Here is a 20,682-nt window from a genome sequence, read left to right on the forward strand (position 1 = left end):
CAAGTTGATTTGAGTGCGACACTTTCGTCGAAAATTGTAGCAGTTAAAACTGGAGGCTCTGCCTCCTGATTAAAAGATCGAACCCAAAAAACTAATTAGGAGTAAAATTAACATGATGAGAATTCCCGCAGCAACTTATCGGATTCAATTTCATGCAGGTTTTAACTTTGAAGCCGCCAAACAAATCCTTAGCTATCTGGAAGAATTAGGAATTACCGACGTTTACGCCTCACCGATATTTAAAGCTAGAAAAGGCAGCACTCACGGATACGATGTCGTTGACTCAAATCAGCTCAATCCCGAATTGGGAACATCAGAAAACTTTGAAGCGCTCACATACGAAATCAAGAAACGGAATATGGGATGGCTGCAAGATATTGTGCCGAACCACATGGCTTACGACACTCAAAACTTGCTGCTGTTAGACGTATTGGAACACGGCCCGGATTCCGACTATTTCGATTACTTCGATATTGAATGGAATCACGCTTACGAACATCTCAGGGGTCGAGTGCTGGCTCCGCTGCTGGGCAATTTTTATGGAGAGTGTCTGGAAAATGGCGAAATTCAACTCAAATACAGCGAAATTGGGCTGACCATCAATTATTATAGCTTACAATTGCCAGTAAAAATTGAATCTTATGCTAAATTTATCAGTCATAATTTGGGGCATTTAGCCAGGGAATTAGGCAGACGCCATCCAGATTTTATCAAGTTTTTGGGAATTCTTTATTTGATTAAAAATACACCTACAGAAACTAAAGGTAAAGCCAGATACGATCAGATAGCTTTTGTCAAAGGACTGCTGTGGGAACTCTACAATCAAAATCCCATGGTGCAGGAATTTATCGATGAAAATATCAATTTTTTTAACGGTGAAAAGGGCAATTCCGAAAGCTTTAATTTGCTGGACGATTTGCTTTCCGAGCAGTTTTACCGTCTGGCTTTCTGGAAAGTGGGAGCCGAAGAAATTAACTACCGAAGGTTTTTTACAGTCAACGAACTGATTTCGGTAAAAGTTGAAGAGATTAAAGTTTTTCACAAAAACCACGCTCTGATCTTCGACCTGGTTGAAGAGGGAAAGTTTACCGGATTGAGAATCGATCATATCGACGGACTTTACGACCCCACAGAATATTTGAAACGCCTCCGGGAGAGAGTCGGAGATACTTACATCACTGTTGAAAAGATTCTCGAACACGAAGAAGATTTGCCGTCATATTGGCCGATTGAGGGAACGAGCGGCTACGACTTTTTGAACTACGTAAACGGCGTTTTTTGTCGGTGCGATCGCGAACAGCAATTTAGCGAAATATATCAGAGATTTACTCGCCTGAACGTTCCTTACGAACAGTTGTTTTTAGATAAAAAAGGGCTGATTGTTGAGAAAAATTTGGCGGGAGATGTAGACAATTTGGCTCAACTTTTGAAGAATATTTCCGGTCAATCCAGACAGGGAAACGACTTTACTCGTCCCGGTTTGGAAAAAGCACTGGCTGCTGTTTTGACGATTTTTCCAGTCTACCGAACTTACATCAATCAAGAGGGTTTGAGAGAGTCCGATCGCACTTACGTCAAATATGCGATCGCCCATGCTAAAGAACAAGTACCGCGACTCCTCAAGGAACTTAAATTTATCGAAACGCTGGTGTTGCTCGAAGAAGAAGAAACCCTAACAACCGAACAAAAAGAGCAGCGCCGACACTTTGTAATGAAACTCCAGCAGTTGACAGGGCCTTTGATGGCCAAAGGCGTTGAAGACACGCTTTTATACGTCTACTACCGGCTTTTATCCCTCAACGAAGTGGGAGGAAACCCCAGTCAGTTCGGCGTTTCGCTGGTAGATTTTCACGAGTTCAACAAACAGCAGCAAGTCGCTTGGCCGCACAAAATGAATGCTACAGCTACCCACGATACCAAACGCGGCGAAGATGTGCGAGCCAGAATTAACGTTTTGTCAGAACTTCCCGATGAATGGGAACAGCAAGTCAGGTCTTGGAGAGAGCTAAACTCTTCTAAGAAAGTCAACTTTGTGAATCGAATGGTTCCCGATACTAATGACGAATACTTCTTGTACCAAACTCTGATCGGCAGTTTTCCCTTTGAGGGAATTGAAAACACTGATTATGTCGATCGCCTGAAAGATTATGTCATTAAAGCTGTCCGCGAAGCCAAAGTCTATACGGCTTGGCTGAGACCGGATAACGACTACGAAGCTGGTTTTATGACCTTTGTCGATAGCGTTCTCGAACCTTCGGAACAAAATCAATTCCTCAAGAAATTTACACCTTTCTGGAAAAAAGTAGCTGATTACGGAATTTTCAATTCTTTATCTCAAACGCTGCTGAAAATTACTGCTCCGGGCGTTCCCGACATTTATCAAGGGACGGAATTCTGGGATTTGAGTCACGTCGATCCCGACAACCGCCGTCCCGTTGATTTTGCCCGCAGAATCGAGGTTTTGCGGGAAATAAAACAGCAAGCTCAGACGGATATTTTGCAACTAATTGAGGATTTGATTGCGACGCGGGAAGATGCTAGAATTAAGTTGTTTTTGACGGCAAGAGTCCTAGAAGCCAGAAAAAAATACTTAGAAGTTTTTGAATCAGGCGACTATCGGCCCCTGCTAGCAGCGGGCACGTTTAAAGATAATGTTGTTGCCTTTGCCAGAAGCTTTGGAGATACTACAGTTATTGTCATTGCTCCCCGGTTTTTGACGGGAATTGTCAAACCGGAAGAAATGCCGATCGGCAAACAAGTCTGGAAAGATACTAATTTGAAATTGTCCGAGGAAATGCCGTCGGTTTGGAAAGATGCGATTACCAATCAGGCGGTAGAAAGTAACGGTACGCTGGCAATTGGTGAAGCTCTCAGTTACTTTCCCGCAGCTCTGCTGATCGGTGAAAAATAGCAATAAAATAGTCTGCTCTGGCGGACTTTGTACAGGTAGCGGCAGGTTTCAACCTGTCGCTTTTTTAGTTAGAATCATAGCAGGAAAGAAATCTTAGCAGCGGGAGGAATAGCAAAATGCGATCGCTCGTCAAAACCGAAACCAGTACCGAAACCAGACTCTCTTGGTGGGCTTACCTATTTGTCCTAGACGAATTCATTGCCGAAGCCGATGCCACTATCAACGGCCCAGCAGCCTATAATAATACGCCTCCAGCACTGTCCGATCGCGATCGAGCCTTTTTACTGTCAGTCATGGAAAACCCGCCAGCACCGTCTGAAGGATTGCTCGCATTATTTGCAGATTATTAAACAAAACAGTCAAGCGAGTGAATTGGACTATTAGCCGTCTAGAAGATATAAACCGAAGTACGAGCAGTCTTAGAAAAGACCCATTTAATTCGGGAAATACAGAATTAGATGCTTATCTCAAACGATATGCAAAGCAGAACGATCGGCTCGGTACTGCTAGAACTTTTGTAGCTTTAACAGGTGAAGATAACTGCACAATAGCAGGCTATTATGCTTGCAGCGCTAATTTACTCGATCGTACCCAGCTACCAGCTAACCTGCGAGAAAATCTCCCCAACTATCCCCCTCCTGCTATGCTGCTTGGGAAGCTTGCAGTCGATCGCTCAATGCAAGGTAGAGGCTTGGGGAAGCGGTTGCTACGTCATGCCTTCGAGAATGCACTGAATTTATCCCAAAATATGGGAATTTATGCCGTCAGAGTAGATGCTATTGACGAACAAGCTAAAGAATTTTACAAAAGGTGCGGTTTCTTGGAGTACCAAGATACTCCTTTTTCACTGTTTATTCTGATGAGTACAATTAAACAAGCAGCAAATAGGTAGCTCTCTAACTCATGACTCTAAATGATAAATTTTACTTTTATTTTGCAGCCAAAAGACCGATCGCCCCTACCAACCAAACAAAATTTATACAACAAAGACGGCAAATACAACACAACGTATACGGTTTGCCACAATACCCGAATCGCTCGCACCCCGTACATTAGGAAGAGTAAACAAAAGCAGTCAACAACTGTAGCGGTGCAAGCCTCACGGATGCAACCGTCCCTCAACAGGTTCGGTAAATACCCCTTCATCGCAAGGTCTACCGCCCGCAGTATAGAGATCAGCACCCTATCGAAGACTGTATTAAAGCAGGACTCACTACCCGTCAACCGCGAGGTAAAATCGCAGTCCTGAATAACCAGACTATCGCACAGATAGAAAACCAAAATTTTGTAGAGATTGGAGCCGGAACACCCCTATGGGAAAAGTAGTTGGAATTGACTTAGGTACGACAAACTCCTGCGTCGCAGTTATGGAAGGCGGCAAACCCACCGTCATAGCCAACGCCGAAGGGGGTCGCACCACACCTTCCGTAGTAGCATATGCTAAAAATGGCGATCAACTTGTCGGACAAATCGCCAAGCGTCAAGCCGTGATGAACGCCGAAAACACCTTTTACTCAGTAAAACGGTTTATCGGGCGTCGGGTTGATGAAGTAACCCACGAAACCACTGAAGTTTCCTACAAAGTCCTCAAAGTCGGCAACAGCCTCAAACTAGACTGTCCCGCCCGCGGCAAGCAATTTGCCCCAGAAGAAATTTCTGCACAAGTTCTCCGCAAACTCGTAGAAGACGCCAGCAAATACCTCGGCGAAACAGTCACCCAAGCGGTAATTACAGTTCCCGCTTACTTCAACGACTCCCAGCGCCAAGCTACTAAAGACGCTGGAAAAATTGCCGGTATTGAAGTTCTGCGGATTATTAACGAACCTACAGCAGCCGCTTTAGCTTACGGATTAGATAAAAAGAGCAACGAAACCATCCTCGTATTTGACTTAGGTGGCGGTACTTTCGACGTATCTATTCTAGAAGTTGGCGACGGCGTGTTTGAAGTGCTCGCAACAAGTGGAGACACTCACCTCGGCGGTGACGATTTCGATAAAAAAATTGTTGATTTCATCGCTAACGAATTCCAAAGAGCCGAAGGAATTGACCTCCGCAAAGACAAACAAGCACTGCAACGCCTGACGGAAGCAGCCGAAAAAGCCAAGATTGAACTTTCGAGCGTTACCCAAGCAGAAATCAACTTGCCGTTTATTACCGCGACTCAAGACGGGCCAAAACACTTGGACACGACTTTGACGCGGGGCAAGTTTGAAGAACTGTGTTCGGATTTGATCGATCGCTCTCGCATCCCCGTAGAAAATGCGATCCGCGACGCCAAATTAGACAAATCTGCAATTAATGAAGTCGTCTTAGTTGGTGGTTCTACACGCATTCCTGCGGTGCAAGAACTGGTCAAAAAAATCCTCGGCAAAGACCCCAACCAAACGGTAAACCCGGACGAAGTGGTTGCAGTCGGTGCAGCAATTCAAGCCGGCGTACTCGCAGGCGAAGTCAAAGACATCCTGTTGCTCGACGTTACTCCGCTGTCTCTCGGCGTCGAAACCTTGGGCGGCGTGATGACAAAAATTATTCCCCGCAACACCACTATTCCTACTAAGAAGTCGGAAACTTTCTCGACTGCTGTAGACGGCCAAACAAACGTGGAAATTCACGTTTTGCAAGGCGAACGGGAAATGGCGAATGATAACAAGGATTTGGGAACCTTCCGCTTAGATGGAGTTCCACCTGCCCCCCGCGGCGTACCTCAAATTGAAGTTACTTTCGATATCGATGCTAACGGTATTTTGAATGTAGCTGCAAAAGATAAAGGTACTGGCAAGGAGCAATCTATTAGCATTACCGGTGCTTCTACTTTGCCCAGCAATGAAGTCGATCGCATGGTGAAGGAAGCCGAATCGAATGCTTCTGCTGACAAAGAACGTCGCGAAAAGATCGATCGCAAAAACCAAGCTGACTCTCAAGCCTATCAAATCGAGAAGCAGTTGGCAGAATTGGGTGATAAAGTTCCCGCTGATGACAAAACTAAGATTGAAGGGTTGCTTAAAGACTTGCGAGGCGCGATCGAGAGTGAAGATGACGATCGCATCAAAACCTTGACAACAGAGTTGCAGCAAGCATTCTATGCTGTTAGCAGCAACCTGTACCAGCAAGCAGGCGGCCCCACTGACGGCCCTGGCGGCCCTGGCGGCCCTGGTGGCTATGGAGACGGCGGCCCCACTGGCGGCGGCGACGACGTAATTGACGCCGACTTCACTGAAGGCAACAAATAAAAGGCTAAATTAAAAGCCCGCAGCTAGAAGCAAGAAACCCGGTTTTGAACAGAAACCGGGTTTCTGTTCATTCAAAAACAAACAAAAGGCGATCGACCAAAATCAATAAAAATCTTGCGTGAGGCATAGTGACAAAACTTGAATATGCTTCAATAAATATCCTAAACTAGCAGTAATATAAACTCCGGTAGCATCGGAATTAATATTACCCACAGTCAGGACACCGCGAGAGCAAGAGTGTCCCTACAATAATCGGGGTAGGGACACGGCACTGCCGTGTCCTCGGTATCATTCCGATGCTACCGGAAACGATATAATATCGCAATCGAGAGTAATTAAATGTCACGTTCTCCTATACAAAATTCCTCCCCCAATACTCCCAGCCCATCTCATGTAGCATCCTTGCGGCGAATCCGCCGCATCAGCCATTTACTAGACAATGCAATTCCCATTCCCGGCACGCGATACCGCATTGGACTCGATCCAGTATTGGGACTGATACCGGGCGGCGGCGATTTAGTCGGTTCAATTTTTGCCGGTTATGTAGTTTTTAAATCCGCTCAAATGGGAGTGCCGCAAGAGACTTTAGTAAAAATGGCCGCTAACATCGTATTTGATACAGTTGCCGGCACGGTACCGGTGGCCGGAGACTTATTGGATGTTGCTTGGAAAGCTAATGTCAAAAATATAGAATTGCTGGATGCTCATTTAGGTTCCCCTGAACCGGGGAAAAAAGCCGATTGGTTATTTGTCGCGGCTTTGCTGTTGGGTTTGATGTTAATTGTCGGAAGTGTAATTTTCTTGAGCGTGATGCTTTTTGGATGGTTATTTCAAGTAATTACAGGACGTTGATTTTGGGTTTTAGACCCAATTTTTCCGATCGAGCGATCGCCCTCTCCCGATCCTAAAATATATCTTAAGGGTATTGACAAACACTGTTAAATGTGTATTTAAATCTCAAGAATGTTTCAAATTAGCTATTTACCCCATCGCCCTTGAGTCCGATAATATAGTGATATAATGCAGACTATAATATCAACTTGATATAAATGCTTGAACTATCAGCGCTTGGGCTGCTACAGTTGCAACCCCTGCACGGCTATAGGCTAAAACAACAACTGGAGCTGTTTATGAGCAGTTGCATCAGCGTCAACTACGGAGCGATTTACCCGCTGCTGAAGCGCTTGGAAGAGCGAGGGGAGATTTCGGTAATTGCCGAAGAAGCCGGAGATGCGGGCTGTCCGCGCAAAATCTACGGAATTACCGCCAAAGGGCGCGAACTCTGGAGGGAAAAAATGCTCGAACACCCTCAAGAAAGCTGGGTTAACAGCGGTTCCCGGTTCCAAATCAAGTTTTTCTTTTTTGGCGACTTAGAACCGGCAGAACGGATGAAATTGTTGGAACACCGCTTGCGAGCGTGTTACACCCGGCAAGACTACATCGAAAGCCTCAAGAGCGAATATCCACTAACAGACGACTATCAATTCGCCTCTCGCGATCGCTGCAAGTCAGTGCTGGCGTCAGACATAGAGTGGTTAACCGAGCAACTAGCCAAGGAAAAAAGCGCGATCGCAGGAGTGCGCGACTCCCCAACCTCCCCTGAATCCGGCGACTCCCAGGGGAAAATCCTTCTAACTCACCCACTCAGGTAAGCCATAAGAAGGATGTCTAATCTTTCATGGAAAGCGTAACTTTTGAGAGATAAAAAACAACTTTCCTAAAAATAATCACCCCCGGCTTGACTAACTGCGATCGGACTAAAGCCAAGCACATACCCCAACCCCATTAAAAAGGGACTTTCCAGATTCCATCCCTTTTAAAAGGGCTTGTCCTTATTCCCTTTTGTTTGAGGGGGACGCCGGGGGATCGAAGATGCCGCCAAAGTCTAAGTCAGATGTTGTTAAAAAAAATCTAAGTGGTGCTGCCCATGAGTTATTCTAAATCCCCAGAATCCGTCGTTGAAGCCCAAGAGCAAAAATCTGCTACACCGGAACTTCACCCAACCGATGCAGGTGCAGACAGCGATCGACCGGATGATTTTCCGCCTATTGTCGATCGCCCCCAGCCTGGTAAACCGCGATCGCGCTGGCCGCTAATTGCCGCGCTCGCGATCGCTTGTGGCGCAGCAGGTATCGGCTGGTACTCGTGGCAATCTAGTCATAATCGCGCACAGCAACCGGCCGCAGCAGCCCAACCCAAAGCCATACCAGTCAAGCTCGCAGCCGTAGAAAGCAGCTCAGTCCAAGATGCCTCGGAATTTGTCAGCAGCTTAGAAGCCAAGCGCTCAGTTGCAATCAAGCCTGAGATCGATGGGCTAGTCACGGAGATTTTTGTCAAATCCGGGGACTTCATAAACAAAGGGCAAGCCATCGCCCGCATGAAAAGCGACAGCGCCCAAGCTGACTTGAGGCAATCCCAAGCCAACCTGATCCGCGCTCAATCCCACTTAGCCGAATTGCAAGCAGGAACCAGGCCCGAAGAAATCGCCCAAGCTCAAGCCCAAGTCGCCCAAGCCCAAGCCAACCTAGCCCAACTGCGATCGGGCTCTCGGCCAGAAGAAATTGGTCAAGCCCAAGCCCGCGTGAGCCAAGCTGAAGCCGACCTCGCCGACGCCCAAACAGGTAGCCTCTTAGAAGACATCGCCCAAGCAAGAGCGCAAATAGAGGCAAGCACAGCGGAAGCAAAATTAGCCACCCAGCAGCTTGCCAGATATCAGGCATTAGCAAAAGAAGGCGCAGAATCCGCCAATACCCTCGAACAATACACCCAAAAAGAAGGCAGCGCCAAAGCCAACCTCCGAGAAGCTCAAAGGCGGTTCCAGCAGCGGCAAAAAAACAGACAAGCCGAGATCGAGCGCCGGACAGCAGCCTTGCAACAGCAGCGGCAAGCTTTGCGGCAATTGCAAAACGGTTCGCGCCCCGAGGAAATAGCCAAAGCCGAAGCAGAAGTCGCACAAGCCAAGAGCAGATTAGCCCAGTTAGCCAACGGCACCCGCCAAGAGCAGCTCGATCAAGCTGAAGCGCAAGTTGCCGAGGCCGCCGCTCAAGTGCGCGGCTTTGAAGTACAACTCCAAGAAACTGCTGTCATCGCGCCCTTCGCGGGAGTCATCGGCGACATCCCAGTGAAAGTTGGTGATTACTTGCAAAAAGGCGACCCCATTGCCACCCTGACAGAGAACCAATTGCTAGACTTGCGGTTATCAATTCCTTTGGAACGGCAGCCTCAATTACGCTTAGGGCTGCCAGTACAAATGCTCGACGCTCAAGGCAAAGCGATCGCGATCGGTCAAATCAGTTTTATCTCCCCGAACGTCAGCGCCAATTCCCAAACAATTTTAGCTAAAGCCACCTTTCCCAACCCGAGCGGCGAACTGCTTAATCTCCAGTTTGTAAAAGCTAAAGTCATCTGGAAACAGAACCCCGGAATTTTAGTTCCAGTCACAGCAGTAACTCGTTTAGGTGGGCAAACTTTTGTCTTCACAGCTCAAAAGCCGGAACAGCCAAAACCTGGAATGCCTCCTTTAGTAGCCCGACAAAAGCCAGTGAAATTGGGAACCATTGAGGGGAATAATTATCAAGTTATCGAAGGTTTGCAAGCCGGGGAAAAAATTGTTACCGCAGGCCTCCTTAACCTGACAGACGGCGCTCCGATTATGGCTCAAGAGGAAGGGAAAGGAGCCGGGGAAAAATTACCAGTAGAAAGCAAAAAATAAGGTATGTTGTTTCGTTTCAGCGCTCTTAGTTTACCTCAGAAGAGCGCGGAAGCGCAACTACGTAACTTATGTATGTGAAACTACTTGATTGCTCAGCTCTTAAAAAAGGAGAAATTTTAATTTTTGACGTAATTCAAATTAGGAATTAGGAATTAGGAATTAGAAATTACGAATTATCAACTAACAACTACCCATTACCCAAATAATGTTTGCAGATTTCTTTATTAAACGACCAGTCTTTGCTAGCGTATGCGCCTTAGTTATCATTTTGGTAGGCGCAATTAGCATTCCGAGCCTGCCTATCGAACGCTTCCCCGACATTAGCCCTACCCAAATTAGCGTAACTGCTAACTATAGCGGGGCGAGTGCTGAAATTGTCGAAAATGCTGTTACGAACATCCTAGAAAGGCAAATCAACGGCGTTGAAGGACTCAAATATCTAACTTCCAGTAGTAGTAACGATGGCACCAGCACCATTACAGCTACCTTTGACCCGTCACGCAACAAAGATATCGCCGCCGTCGATGTTCAAAATCGAGTTGCAGTTGCTCAACCACAACTACCAGATGCGGTACAACGCACAGGAGTTAGAGTTACAAAACAATCTACAAGTCTCCTATTAGCGATCGGTTTATTTACAGAAAACAAAGAATACGACACCATATTTTTAAGCAACTACGCTGACCTATATTTAGCAGATGCCTTAAAACGGGTAAAAGGTGTGGGCGAGGTACGAATTTTTGGGGAAAGACGCTATGCAATGCGTTTATGGATAGATCCAAATAAATTAGCAGCTCGCAGTCTCACCATGCAAGATGTAACTAGGGCTCTCAACGAACAAAACTTGCAAGTTGGTGCTGGGAGAGTGGGCCAAGAACCTGCTCCACAGGGGCAAATGTATCAAATTGACTTGCGTGCTGAAAGTCGCCTGAAAGAACCAGCAGAATTTGAAGAAATCGTCCTCAAAACAGAGACCAACGGAACGTTAGTTAAATTAAAAGAGGTGGGGAGAGCAGAACTAGGGGCAGAAAATTACAACTCGTTTCTGCGATTTCGAGGCAATGATGCAGTAGGTTTAGGGATTTACCAACTGCCAGGAAGTAATGCTTTGAATGTTGCCCATGCCGTCAAAGCAGAAATGGAAAAACTAGCTAAAGGTTTCCCTCCGGGGTTGATACATAGAGTTGCGCTGGATACGACTTTGTTTGTAGAAGAGTCGATGGCCGAAGTAGTAAAAACGCTATTTGAAGCAGTCTTGCTAGTGGTGATAGTGATTTTTGTTTTCTTGCAAGACTGGCGCACAACTATTATTCCTACCATCACAATTCCAATTTCTTTGATTGGGACTTTTGCCTTTATCAAAGTTTTCGGATTTACTATTAACAGTTTATCTCTGTTTGGTCTGACATTAGCGACGGGATTAGTGGTGGATGACGCTATCATTGTGGTAGAAAATATTGACCGCCTGATCCGCCAAGGTATGAATCCCCGCGAAGCGGCTTTTGAGTCTATGCGGGAGCTTTTTAGCGCGGTAATTGCGACTTCTTTAGTGTTGATGGCAGTGTTCGTGCCCGTGGCATTTTTTCCCGGAACTACAGGAGCGCTTTACAAACAATTTGCGCTGACAATTGCTTTTTCTGTACTGCTTTCTACCTTTATTGCTATTACTCTCACGCCCTCGCTTTCAGCTATATTACTGCGTCGAGGTCAGAAGTTTGGGGGCCCGGTAGGTTGGGTGTTTGACCGTTTTAATGGAGTTCTCGATTGGGTACAGCGGCAATATCGCAAATCCTTAATATTTCTCACAGGGATTAAGACTATTGTCACCCTCGTGTTCATCGCTTCTCTGGGAGTAACAGCTTGGCTTTATTTATCAGTCCCCACAGCATTTATCCCGGAAGAAGACCAGGGATATTTTCTGACAATTATTCAAGGGCCCCAAGGTGTTTCGCTGCAATACACTCAGAAAGTAATGGACCAAGTAGAAGCAGAAATCCTCAAACTTCCTGAAGTTGTCGGGACTTTTTCAGTGGGTGGATTTGGTTTTAGCGGCAGCACTTCTAATCAAGGCATTATATTTACTACACTTAAAGCCTGGGATGAACGTCACGGAGAAGATCAAACTGTACAAGCGATTATTGGCAAGTTACGCGGCCAGTTTTTAGCTATTCCAGAAGCTAGAATTTTCCCTGTAAATCCCCCTGCAATTCAAGGTTTAGGTCAATTTGGAGGTTTCCAATTTCAATTGCAAGACCGCAAAGGTAACAGCGGTTTAGATGCTTTGGTTCAAGCTATGGGTGGCATTTTGAAGCAGGCGAATCAAACGCCGGGATTGCAAGCGGTATTTAGTACGTTTGCTGCGAATACGCCTCAGTTAATTGTGGAAGTTGACCGCAATCGAGCTAAGGCTTTAGATATTTCTCTTGATGATGTTTTCAGTACGTTACAAACGGCTCTGGGTTCGCAGTATGTGAATGATTTTAATCTCCAGCAGCGCAATTATCGGGTGTATGTCCAGGCAGATAAACAGTTTCGTGCTAATCCTGAAGATATTGGGAAATTGTATGTGCGTTCTGGGAAAAATGAAATGATTGCTTTGAGCAATTTGGTGAAGTTAACTCCGGTGGTAGGAGCGCAAACTGTTAATCACTACAATTTATTTAGATCGATTGAAATTAACGGTACTCCTGCTCCGGGAGCGAGTTCTGGACAGGCGCTCAAATCGATGGAAAAGGTTTCTGCTCAAGTTTTACCAGCAGGTTTTGGCTATGAATGGTCTGGGACTTCTTTAGAAGAAATTGAGTCGGGCGGTCAAGCACCGATTATTTTCGGTTTGGGGCTGATTTTTGTGTTCTTGGTTTTGGCGGCTCAGTACGAAAATTATGTCGATCCTTTCATTATTTTGCTATCGGTACCTCTGGCGATTTTAGGTGCACTTTTAGCTCAGTCGTTGCGGGGTTTGGCGAATGATGTTTATTGCCAGATTGGTTTGGTGATGTTGATTGGGTTGGCTAGTAAAAATGCGATTTTAATCGTGGAGTTTGCGAACCAGTTGCGGGAGCGGGGATATCCAATTGCTAAGGCGGCAGTTGAGGCTTCTCAAGAGCGTTTACGACCGATTTTGATGACTTCTCTGGCTTTCATTTTGGGTATTGCTCCTCTGGTTAACCCAGAAGGTGCGGGTGCAGCGAGCCGCCGATCGCTGGGGAATGCGATCGCGGGGGGAATGGTTGTTTCTACTGTCTTGAGTTTGTTTATAGTGCCGGTTCTGTATGTGGTGGTTGTCTCGGCTCGCGATCGCTTTACGAAGCGCGATCGCCCGCAAAATCCGCCCGATGATGGCACAATTTTGAACGGCAAAACAACTCCCCGCGAGGAGATTGAACGCGATAAAGTATCGCCGTTGTAGTTGGTAAGTGGAAAATACCATCGTTCGTTTTGTGAGTCTCATTGGTGCGATCGCCCAAAACCCGCCAATCCCGCATCAAAACCCCCAAAGTCCCCAGATTAGTCCGCGGATCAATTCTTCAATCCAAAATCCAAAATCTAAAATCCAAAATAGATTGACGGCTGCCCCCATCTGCGGCTACGCTTTGAAGTGAGAGGTTGCTTGCTTGTAGAGGAGGCAGCCCGCGTCGCCCAAAAATCTAGTTGCACTGCCCAAAGCTGCGCTAACAGCAATGGACAGCTAACCGCCAAACTGGTACGAGCAGTCTGGAGGCTCCGAGAATCTTAACATTCTCTGTAGCCGCCCTGCTATGCGTTGAAAAGCGGGGCGGCTGGGTTTTTGGGTTTTTCTAGAAAACCCAAAACCAGGAGAACATAATATGTCACAGGAATTCGTGCCTGACGACAACTTGGACGATCGGCCAAATGACGACTCAGCAGCAGTATGCGAACAGGAAGTGGTGCTGTTAACGGTTGTCGGTTCGCCCAAAGGTGTCCGGGAAACCATACTCACTTTGTACCGGCTGGGATTTGCAGAAGTGGGCGATTGGAGCCCCGTACAGCGCGCAGCTAATCCGAAGCAGGTGATGAGCGTGCTGATCCGTCGTTCGCGGTCTAACGGTACACCGCCGAGAAAATCTGGACGGTAAGCTGCAAGGTTAAGTCCTTTTTAGGGCTTACGCATGGGGCCAGAAACCGGGTTTTTGCGAGAATACTTCGTTGTGATTCGCAGATTTGGTAAAAAACCCGGTTTCTTTAGTCCCAGTGCGCGGGTGGTCAGAAACCGGGTTTTTTACGAGAATACTTCGTTGAAACGCGCAGATTTGCGAAAAAACCCGGTTTCTTTGGTCGAAGTGTGTAAGTTCTGTCTGAATTTATGAATAATTTTAGGGTAAAAGTAAGAGACTTGCGATCGCGGGCAACAATTTACTGCAAGCTTCTACCAACGTCGCCGCACTAGGTAAACTAGCAATAGTCCCTTTCAGAATCTTCATTGCCGTTTTCCCGGCCTTTTGCATTGTGCTTTCTTGGGGATTTTTCCCTACTTCGGCCAAGGCTTTTACCTGTTCCAACGCTTCAGCTTTATCATCATCAGATAAATCAGTTTCAGCCTCGATCGCAGTTTGTAACTCAGTCAACAATTCTTTGATGCCTGGTTTGTCAGGTTTAGAAGAATCCGATAATTGATTAATTGTATTAGCAACAGTGCCGCTGATATCGCCCAAACTTAACGCTCCGGCACCGCTGGCGTTAACAGTTCCGCCGGAAATTTCAATTTTACGACTTTGATCGATTTGCTCACTCATAACTTTACTCTCTGATGTAGATTTAAGTTCATTAGTAATTGTAACATTAACAGGCCGCCTAGCCAGCAATTTTACAAACTCATTTAGCTCCAAACTTTTCTGACGGTAAAATTCTATTTCTCTATTTTTAGCTTGTAATTCAGATTTGTGCTTGGCTTCTAAATTTTTGATGATTTGCTCATAAACCTGGATAATTCGAGTAAGACTTTCGTCACTTTGCATAGTGAGCCTAGTAGTTTATGTTTGCTTATCCCTCCTGAATAATATTAATCTCTATGGGTTGTTTAGCTAAAGTTTCAGTTAGTTCTCTCATTTCAGCTATTTGCTGGCGATATAAGACGATTTCCTCATCTTTATATTTTAATTCGGCCTTGTATTTTTGGGCGATCGCCCTTAGTGACTCCACATCCTCTGATTCGGAACTCGACTCATCTTCTTCACTAGGATTAGCAGCGGTTTCAAGTTCTGTTAAACTTTCAGAAACGGCTTGGGAAATAGCTATCTCTTGACGGTACATGGCAATTTCGCAATCTTTGGCCCGTAATTCAGCTTGATATTTATCTTCAATAGCCTTTAATAGCAGTTCGTAGTTTTGCTTTAAATCGTGATAAATTATAGCTTGCTTATCTTCTGTCAGAGTATTGACAAATATCGCAATTACTCCCTGTTCAGGATTTTCTATACTCTGGATTGACAATTGTGTGTTTTCATTCGCAATCGCAGCTTGCAATTGCAGCAGTAATTCTTTAAATTCCGGTTTTTCTGAACCTACTGATACACTCATAGCTTTGATTTCCGCTGTTACCAGAGTTTGACTAAAATTATAGCATTACTCACTTTGTCAGGAAGGACGATCCTCTTCGAGGGCTGGGCTAACGGCTGAATCAGGCAACTGCTCGATCGAGTTGGCTGTTGTACCGCCATTATCTCCTAAACTTAACGAACCCGCACCGGTAGCGTTAACCGTTTCTCCTGTAATTTCAGCTTTGCGACTTTGGTCGATGTTGTCGCTTGCGACTTTATTCTCTGCCGTAGATTGAGCATGAATGTTAATTGTAGGGCCAGATGGCTGAGCCACAGTTGAAGGATTTACGAAATCTTTACTAAATACTCTTTTCATTAATTCTTCATAATTATCTTTGTGAATTGCAATAATTTCATCTTTATATTTTAATTTCTCGGCTTGACTTTGAGCTTGCAGCCCTGCTTGATAACCTTCATCCCAAGTTTGCTCAAATTTTCCTTTATCAGTTCCTTTGGGAACATTGAAAGTCAGTAAAACATCATCTCCTTTTTTCTCAAATACTTGAATTGAATCCCGTGTAATATCTGGAAATTCCCGCATTAACTTCTGAAAAGCGACGGTAAAAGCTTCTGGGTTAATCCCATTTTTGAGCAGGATTTGCACGGTTTCCATAATCTTTTTATACAGTTTCTCGAAATCCCCCGGTTCAAAACATTTACTGATGTGGTGAGGGCGGCGATCGCGATCGTCAGTTCCCGGTTGGGGATATTCTAGAAGATAAACAAACCGACAGTCAACGCGATCGAGCTTTGTATTAGGGTCAATGTTCCAACCTTCCAAACAAGCACCTGTAAAACAAGCTGCTGTAAAATCTGTTGCCAAGGCTTGAGTTTCAGTCAGGTTTGCGAATTCCAAATTAGCTTGATGCAAAGTTGCTTCGCTGAGATTAGCCTGCTTGAGATTAGCCTCGTTGAGATTAACGCCTGTCAGGTTTGCTCCTTGGAGATCCGCACCGAAATATGATTTTTTGTAGCCCTCGCCAGTGACCAGTAATTCTCGGATGCGGGTATCAGCTAATATCGATTTACCGACTCGCGCGCGATCGAGCTTTTCTGTTTTGTGGAAGCAAGTGCGAGTGAGATTGGCTGTTCTAAAATCTGTACTTTTGAGGGTTGCTTCAGTGAAATTAGCATCAGTTAAATCGGCATTGCGAAAGCTAGTGCCACCTGTAGCGGCAAAGGCAATGGCAACAGTCCGAATCAAGGCGTGTTTCTCATCCCCAGCCAGGGCACGCCAAGCAACGTAAATACCTAGTCCTGCCATTGCCACTGTCGCTGTCGCTGCCCCTGGCACTCCCACTCTCACTGCCGCTGCCACTGCCGATGCCACTACCACTGCCACCGCCGCTGCCCCTGCCCCTACCCCTGTCACCGCCCCTGCCGCTGCCACTGCCACTGCCCCTGCCGCTGCCGCTTCCACTGTCCCTGCCACTGCCACTGCACCTTGCGCTGCCAATGCCCCTGCACCTGCCGCTGTCACTACCACTGCCACTGCCCCTGCCCCTGCCACTGCCACTGCCACTGCCCCTGCCCCTGCCTCTGTCGCGGCCCCTAGACCTCGGCGGATAGTAGCTATAAAGAAGATGGCCAAAACTATCAAGACAATTACACCGGGACGAATGGTGTACTGTTTGATCATATCTGGAGTGAAAAAATCTGCTATCCACAAAGTAGCACGAGCTGACATCAATCCCGATATTACCGATAGAAATAGCGATATCGTTACTAGAAAAATTGTCCGGCGACGTTGGAGTCCAGCCTTGGCACGGGTGAAGTCAGCTTCTATGAGGATGGCATTGGTGAAGTTTGCGCCTCGGATGTCTGCACCGATGAATTTTGCACCTGTGAGGTCTTGACCTATGAAATTGCGGCCTCGGAGATTTTTACCGGAGAAGTCTGTGGGCATGACTTTACACAGGGAGATAGTGGCTATTTTTTTGTTGCGATGCTAGTGGTGGGGATGCCCCGATCAAATTTTAATATATCTGGCTGATTAAACAGGATTTATGCACTCCGACAAAGAAACCTGGTTTTTTACATAATCTGCGGGTTCCAACGAAGTATTTTCGCAAAAAAACCCGGTTTCTGGGCCCCCATGCGTAAGTCCTATTAAAGATTCCCCGCCCTATGTTCGGCTTCTAATCGCTGATATTCAGCTAATTCTCCGGCTAAATATGCCTCAATTTCATTGCGGTTAGCGTGATAGTAAGATAAGGCTGCATAGACTTGTGCCAAATTTAAATAGGGCATCTCTTCGAGTAATTCTTCTGCATTCAGTCCTTGTTTATTCCCAACGGCAATTTGAGCAATAGAAATTCTGGTTCCCGCAATTCGGGGCCGCCCTCCACAGGTTTCAGGCGTACTGACAACCAGCGTGCCAATGTCGATCGCACTTATTGACATACTTACCTCTTAATAAAAACTCAAACCAGCCAAAATATCCTGTTGCGTCAGATTTAGTTACTGCTGTCAATTTTAGCATCAGAAGAGAGCGATCGCCCCGCAGCTTCTCCTCTCGGACGATCGCACTTATTGCATCAACCAACAGCAAACTCCGTAAATTTCCGTTTATAGGGATTGTGAAACCCTAAAACAATATCGCTCTTAGGAATTCCTGCTGCTAGTAAATCATCAACTACACACAAATCTGTCCAATCTTCTTCAACCCAAATTTTGCCATCTTTAATACGAAGATACATCGTAATGTGGCATATCCGTTTTTTTTCCTCCCACCCAGAGCGAAACCACAGATATTGATCTCGTTTTTCGTCAAATGCAAGGCGGCTGTCTGTCTCTAATTCATCTAGCGCCATCCCTCCCTTGACGCCGAGTTCATAATATTCAGTCAATATTTTTTCGATCGTACTCCGATAGTATTTTAGTCGATCCATTGCAGGATTTCCTCCTTTTCCATTTCAACTACTATTAACAAAAGCTTATTTTCATTAGTAATTAATTGTATAGACTTGCGTTGAAAAAAGTTTTTGTATACAATATCGTCAATTGCTAAATATAGCTTGTATTCTGGCTCTGTGAGTTGAATGAGATTTCTGTAGACCATATATTGACCGAGTGCGCCGTGAAAATCATACATTAGCGATCGCCCAACAAAGCTCTTAATTTCAACAACTATCTTTTGTCCCTGACGTTGTGCTGCAATCGGCTTTTCTGCTGCTAAATCCGCATATAACTCGGCATCCTCATATTTAATAAAGTATGGATCGGCCGTAATTGTCCAACCGTCTTTGAGTAAGGCATTTTTAACTTCGTTGTGGTAGATATCTTTAGCAGGCATAAGTTAACTTGAGTTTTCAGCTACTTAAATTCTAGTCAGGCTGACGAGCATACTCCCAAACTTGGCGATCGAGTACAGTAAGTAATCCCATTCTATAATATCCTAATTCACTTTAACTCAATCCCCGCACAGCCAGCACTCGCATCAAGTCCCATCAGGGGCGTGCCCGGAGTCATTTTGGGTATCTTTTCGCCGATCGCCCCCGATCGTGCAATAATAAGATGACTTGCACAAACACTCTATTAGTAGGGTAAGCATTGCCCGCCTTACTACTACAGGTAGCGTCTCAAATGTTAAGTTGTGCAAATTCTCAATTAAACCGGCTGTTGCTCTACACAATTTTTTCCTAATGGCTGAAGTCCCCCTAAATCCCGCAGAACTTGCAGAAGCCCTCAACGGCTTTACCGATATCAATTTCCAATTGCCAGACCCCGAAGACGAACAAATACCAGAGTTTGATTTTGAAAATCAGGTTGACAATGCCTGGAAAGTGTGCGATCGCTTCGACTTGCAAACCGACATTTGGCGGGGACGCATTCTCCGAACAGTTAGAGACAGAGAAAAAAAAGGTGGCGAAGGACGCGGCACTGGCTTTTTGAACTGGCTCAAAGAAAGAGAAATTGGCAAAAGTCAAGCCTATTCTTTGATAGAATTAGCTAATAGTGCCGATACTCTGATCCAGCAAGGAGATTTAGACCCAAATTCTATTAGAAACTTCAGCAAAAGAGCCTTCGTCGAAACGGCCAAAGCATCTCCAGAAGTCCAGCAAATGGTAACAGATGCAGCAGCAAATGGCGATCGCATCACCCGCCGCGAAGTCAAACAACTCTCCGACGAATGGATGGCAATGAACTCAGATTTATTGCCCGAAGAAGTCAAAGAAAAAGCATCTACCGGTTCTCTACCTTCCCGCTATCTCGCTCCTTTAGTCAAAGAAATGGAGAAACTATCCCCATCTCACCAAAGCGAAATTCAAAAAGAAGTAGCAGAAAATCCCGACGTAGATACCGTAAAACAGCTAACTTCCGACGCCAAGAATTTATCAAAATATCTCGACGCCGCCGCCCAAGTGCAAGCTCTCAATCAGTCTCACTTAGACATGGAAATGGCCTTAGAAGAATCTTTGCGAGTAGGCTGTTTGGGAACCACCGCCGACGTTGTAAAACAAGCCGCACAGCTAGAACAAACAGTAGTCAAACTCTACACAATTTGGAAGCGTTTAGGCAGTTTGGCAGATAGATTGTACGTGGATACAGGAGCAAGCACACCCAATTTGCGGTTGCTTTTGGGATGCTTGGACAGTCTTTCGGGAGAAAAGATTGAAGTGGATTTCGGAGACGGAGAACGCTCTATTCGCTTGCAAATTTTTAGCGAATAGCCAACATTGACCGCAGATAAACGCCAACATCCAGGCTCACTATCTGCGTCGAACCCTGTTCATCTGCGGTTAAAATTTCTGATTTTTTTCCAAAGATAGCGGGGATGCAAATAACGCCGATATTTGGTAACTACTTCTTTCCCCAACAGCACTACGCTAATCCAAAAACAAACTTCTGCCCCAACAGCCAAAACGACAGATAAAGTAGTTTTTTGGGTAATATCCAGCGGCAGGAAGGGCACAACAAACAAGATTGCTAACCACGGTACAAAAGATACGATAAATAAAAACAAACCGAGCTTCTGCATAGATTCACATAATACAGCTTTAATATCCCCTTTATATCTTAGTCCACTTAAAGTAAACTTCGTTTGTATATAGCAATCCTTGCAGGAGTCGTAAATGTTTTACCCCACCCCAACTTTCCCCGAACCCGCGGGGAGGGAGTAAGAAATTCACAAATGATTTAGGATTGCTATAGTAGCGATTTCAATCGCCCAGTGACTACAAACTCACATCTGGAACCAATTTCAGCAACAGGCAAGATGCCTGTTACACAAGAATATTTAGTATTTGTGGAATAGGCATCTTGCATATT

Annotated in this window: 18 protein-coding genes; 10 read left to right on the forward strand and 8 right to left on the reverse strand. The window is 45.6% G+C overall.

Annotation, left to right across the window (positions count from 1 at the left end; translation table 11 throughout):
* Positions 1–115 precede the first annotated feature (115 nt).
* From treY to QUA02_RS12990, 9 genes are all read left to right on the forward strand, one after another.
* Positions 116–2,911: a malto-oligosyltrehalose synthase gene (treY, locus tag QUA02_RS12950; protein ID WP_333028332.1), complete on the forward strand. Its 2,796-nt coding sequence runs from the start codon at positions 116–118 to the stop codon at positions 2,909–2,911.
* Positions 2,912–3,027: 116 nt separating this feature from the next.
* On the forward strand, positions 3,028–3,261 hold the full coding sequence (locus QUA02_RS12955; RefSeq protein ID WP_333028250.1) for a type II toxin-antitoxin system TacA family antitoxin: 234 nt from the start codon (positions 3,028–3,030) through the stop codon (positions 3,259–3,261).
* A 17-nt stretch (positions 3,262–3,278) separates the two neighbouring features.
* Positions 3,279–3,803, forward strand: coding sequence for a GNAT family N-acetyltransferase (locus QUA02_RS12960; protein WP_333028253.1), 525 nt, complete (start codon positions 3,279–3,281; stop codon positions 3,801–3,803).
* A gap of 421 nt (positions 3,804–4,224) precedes the next feature.
* Positions 4,225–6,141: a molecular chaperone DnaK gene (gene dnaK / locus QUA02_RS12965; protein ID WP_333028256.1), complete on the forward strand. Its 1,917-nt coding sequence runs from the start codon at positions 4,225–4,227 to the stop codon at positions 6,139–6,141.
* 339 nt (positions 6,142–6,480) lie between these two features.
* A complete protein-coding gene (locus tag QUA02_RS12970) occupies positions 6,481–6,993 on the forward strand; it encodes a DUF4112 domain-containing protein (protein ID WP_333028257.1) in 513 nt (170 codons plus the stop codon).
* 197 nt (positions 6,994–7,190) lie between these two features.
* Entirely contained in the window at positions 7,191–7,793 is a 603-nt protein-coding gene (locus tag QUA02_RS12975; RefSeq protein ID WP_333028259.1) for a PadR family transcriptional regulator, read from the forward strand.
* A 275-nt stretch (positions 7,794–8,068) separates the two neighbouring features.
* On the forward strand, positions 8,069–9,853 hold the full coding sequence (locus QUA02_RS12980) for an efflux RND transporter periplasmic adaptor subunit (protein ID WP_333028261.1): 1,785 nt from the start codon (positions 8,069–8,071) through the stop codon (positions 9,851–9,853).
* A 205-nt stretch (positions 9,854–10,058) separates the two neighbouring features.
* Positions 10,059–13,262: an efflux RND transporter permease subunit gene (locus tag QUA02_RS12985; RefSeq protein WP_333028262.1), complete on the forward strand. Its 3,204-nt coding sequence runs from the start codon at positions 10,059–10,061 to the stop codon at positions 13,260–13,262.
* Positions 13,263–13,680: 418 nt separating this feature from the next.
* Positions 13,681–13,950 carry a hypothetical protein gene (locus QUA02_RS12990; RefSeq protein WP_333028263.1) on the forward strand — a complete coding sequence of 90 codons (270 nt, stop codon included), beginning with the start codon at positions 13,681–13,683 and terminating at the stop codon, positions 13,948–13,950.
* Between the two features lie 237 nt (positions 13,951–14,187).
* On the opposite strand, the gene QUA02_RS12995 is transcribed toward QUA02_RS12990, so the two are convergent.
* The 7 genes from QUA02_RS12995 to QUA02_RS13025 form a co-directional block, all read right to left on the reverse strand.
* Positions 14,188–14,829, reverse strand: coding sequence for a hypothetical protein (locus tag QUA02_RS12995; RefSeq protein WP_333028264.1), 642 nt, complete (start codon positions 14,827–14,829; stop codon positions 14,188–14,190).
* A gap of 25 nt (positions 14,830–14,854) precedes the next feature.
* The gene (locus tag QUA02_RS13000) at positions 14,855–15,391 is read right to left on the reverse strand and encodes a hypothetical protein (RefSeq protein WP_333028266.1); all 537 of its coding nucleotides are present in this window, start codon (positions 15,389–15,391) and stop codon (positions 14,855–14,857) included.
* A 57-nt stretch (positions 15,392–15,448) separates the two neighbouring features.
* Positions 15,449–17,317, reverse strand: a complete 1,869-nt coding sequence (locus QUA02_RS13005) for a pentapeptide repeat-containing protein (protein ID WP_333028268.1) — start codon at positions 17,315–17,317, stop codon at positions 15,449–15,451.
* 203 nt (positions 17,318–17,520) lie between these two features.
* A complete protein-coding gene (locus tag QUA02_RS13010; RefSeq protein ID WP_333028269.1) occupies positions 17,521–17,814 on the reverse strand; it encodes a DUF433 domain-containing protein in 294 nt (97 codons plus the stop codon).
* A complete protein-coding gene (locus QUA02_RS13015; RefSeq protein ID WP_333028270.1) occupies positions 17,765–17,956 on the reverse strand; it encodes a hypothetical protein in 192 nt (63 codons plus the stop codon). Before QUA02_RS13015 ends, QUA02_RS13010 begins: the two co-directional genes overlap by 50 nt.
* Positions 17,949–18,302 (reverse strand): XisI protein, encoded by a 354-nt coding sequence (locus tag QUA02_RS13020; RefSeq protein WP_333028272.1) that lies wholly within the window; start codon positions 18,300–18,302, stop codon positions 17,949–17,951. Before QUA02_RS13020 ends, QUA02_RS13015 begins: the two co-directional genes overlap by 8 nt.
* The gene (locus QUA02_RS13025; protein ID WP_333028274.1) at positions 18,290–18,706 is read right to left on the reverse strand and encodes a XisH family protein; all 417 of its coding nucleotides are present in this window, start codon (positions 18,704–18,706) and stop codon (positions 18,290–18,292) included. Before QUA02_RS13025 ends, QUA02_RS13020 begins: the two co-directional genes overlap by 13 nt.
* A gap of 349 nt (positions 18,707–19,055) precedes the next feature.
* On the opposite strand from QUA02_RS13025, the gene QUA02_RS13030 reads away from it, so the two are divergent.
* A complete protein-coding gene (locus QUA02_RS13030) occupies positions 19,056–20,084 on the forward strand; it encodes a hypothetical protein (protein WP_333028276.1) in 1,029 nt (342 codons plus the stop codon).
* 59 nt (positions 20,085–20,143) lie between these two features.
* On the opposite strand, the gene QUA02_RS13035 is transcribed toward QUA02_RS13030, so the two are convergent.
* The gene (locus tag QUA02_RS13035; RefSeq protein WP_333028277.1) at positions 20,144–20,392 is read right to left on the reverse strand and encodes a transporter suffix domain-containing protein; all 249 of its coding nucleotides are present in this window, start codon (positions 20,390–20,392) and stop codon (positions 20,144–20,146) included.
* Positions 20,393–20,682 lie beyond the last annotated feature (290 nt).

The organism is Microcoleus pseudofavosus SVA1_A4 (assembly GCF_036700565.1).
In the GTDB taxonomy this organism is placed as follows: domain Bacteria; phylum Cyanobacteriota; class Cyanobacteriia; order Cyanobacteriales; family Microcoleaceae; genus Microcoleus.

Bases quoted from the DNA above. Each gene is read 5' to 3' on its own strand.
- treY (WP_333028332.1), top strand. From the start codon at position 116: ATGAGAATTCCCGCAGCAACTTATCGGATTCAATTTCATGCAGGTTTT.
- QUA02_RS12955 (WP_333028250.1), top strand. From the start codon at position 3,028: ATGCGATCGCTCGTCAAAACCGAAACCAGTACCGAAACCAGACTCTCT.
- dnaK (WP_333028256.1), top strand. From the start codon at position 4,225: ATGGGAAAAGTAGTTGGAATTGACTTAGGTACGACAAACTCCTGCGTC.
- QUA02_RS12970 (WP_333028257.1), top strand. From the start codon at position 6,481: ATGTCACGTTCTCCTATACAAAATTCCTCCCCCAATACTCCCAGCCCA.
- QUA02_RS12975 (WP_333028259.1), top strand. From the start codon at position 7,191: ATGCTTGAACTATCAGCGCTTGGGCTGCTACAGTTGCAACCCCTGCAC.
- QUA02_RS12980 (WP_333028261.1), top strand. From the start codon at position 8,069: ATGAGTTATTCTAAATCCCCAGAATCCGTCGTTGAAGCCCAAGAGCAA.
- QUA02_RS12985 (WP_333028262.1), top strand. From the start codon at position 10,059: ATGTTTGCAGATTTCTTTATTAAACGACCAGTCTTTGCTAGCGTATGC.
- QUA02_RS12990 (WP_333028263.1), top strand. From the start codon at position 13,681: ATGTCACAGGAATTCGTGCCTGACGACAACTTGGACGATCGGCCAAAT.
- QUA02_RS12995 (WP_333028264.1), bottom strand. From the start codon at position 14,829: ATGCAAAGTGACGAAAGTCTTACTCGAATTATCCAGGTTTATGAGCAA.
- QUA02_RS13000 (WP_333028266.1), bottom strand. From the start codon at position 15,391: ATGAGTGTATCAGTAGGTTCAGAAAAACCGGAATTTAAAGAATTACTG.
- QUA02_RS13005 (WP_333028268.1), bottom strand. From the start codon at position 17,317: ATGCCCACAGACTTCTCCGGTAAAAATCTCCGAGGCCGCAATTTCATA.
- QUA02_RS13010 (WP_333028269.1), bottom strand. From the start codon at position 17,814: ATGTCAATAAGTGCGATCGACATTGGCACGCTGGTTGTCAGTACGCCT.
- QUA02_RS13020 (WP_333028272.1), bottom strand. From the start codon at position 18,302: ATGGATCGACTAAAATACTATCGGAGTACGATCGAAAAAATATTGACT.
- QUA02_RS13025 (WP_333028274.1), bottom strand. From the start codon at position 18,706: ATGCCTGCTAAAGATATCTACCACAACGAAGTTAAAAATGCCTTACTC.
- QUA02_RS13030 (WP_333028276.1), top strand. From the start codon at position 19,056: ATGGCTGAAGTCCCCCTAAATCCCGCAGAACTTGCAGAAGCCCTCAAC.
- QUA02_RS13035 (WP_333028277.1), bottom strand. From the start codon at position 20,392: ATGCAGAAGCTCGGTTTGTTTTTATTTATCGTATCTTTTGTACCGTGG.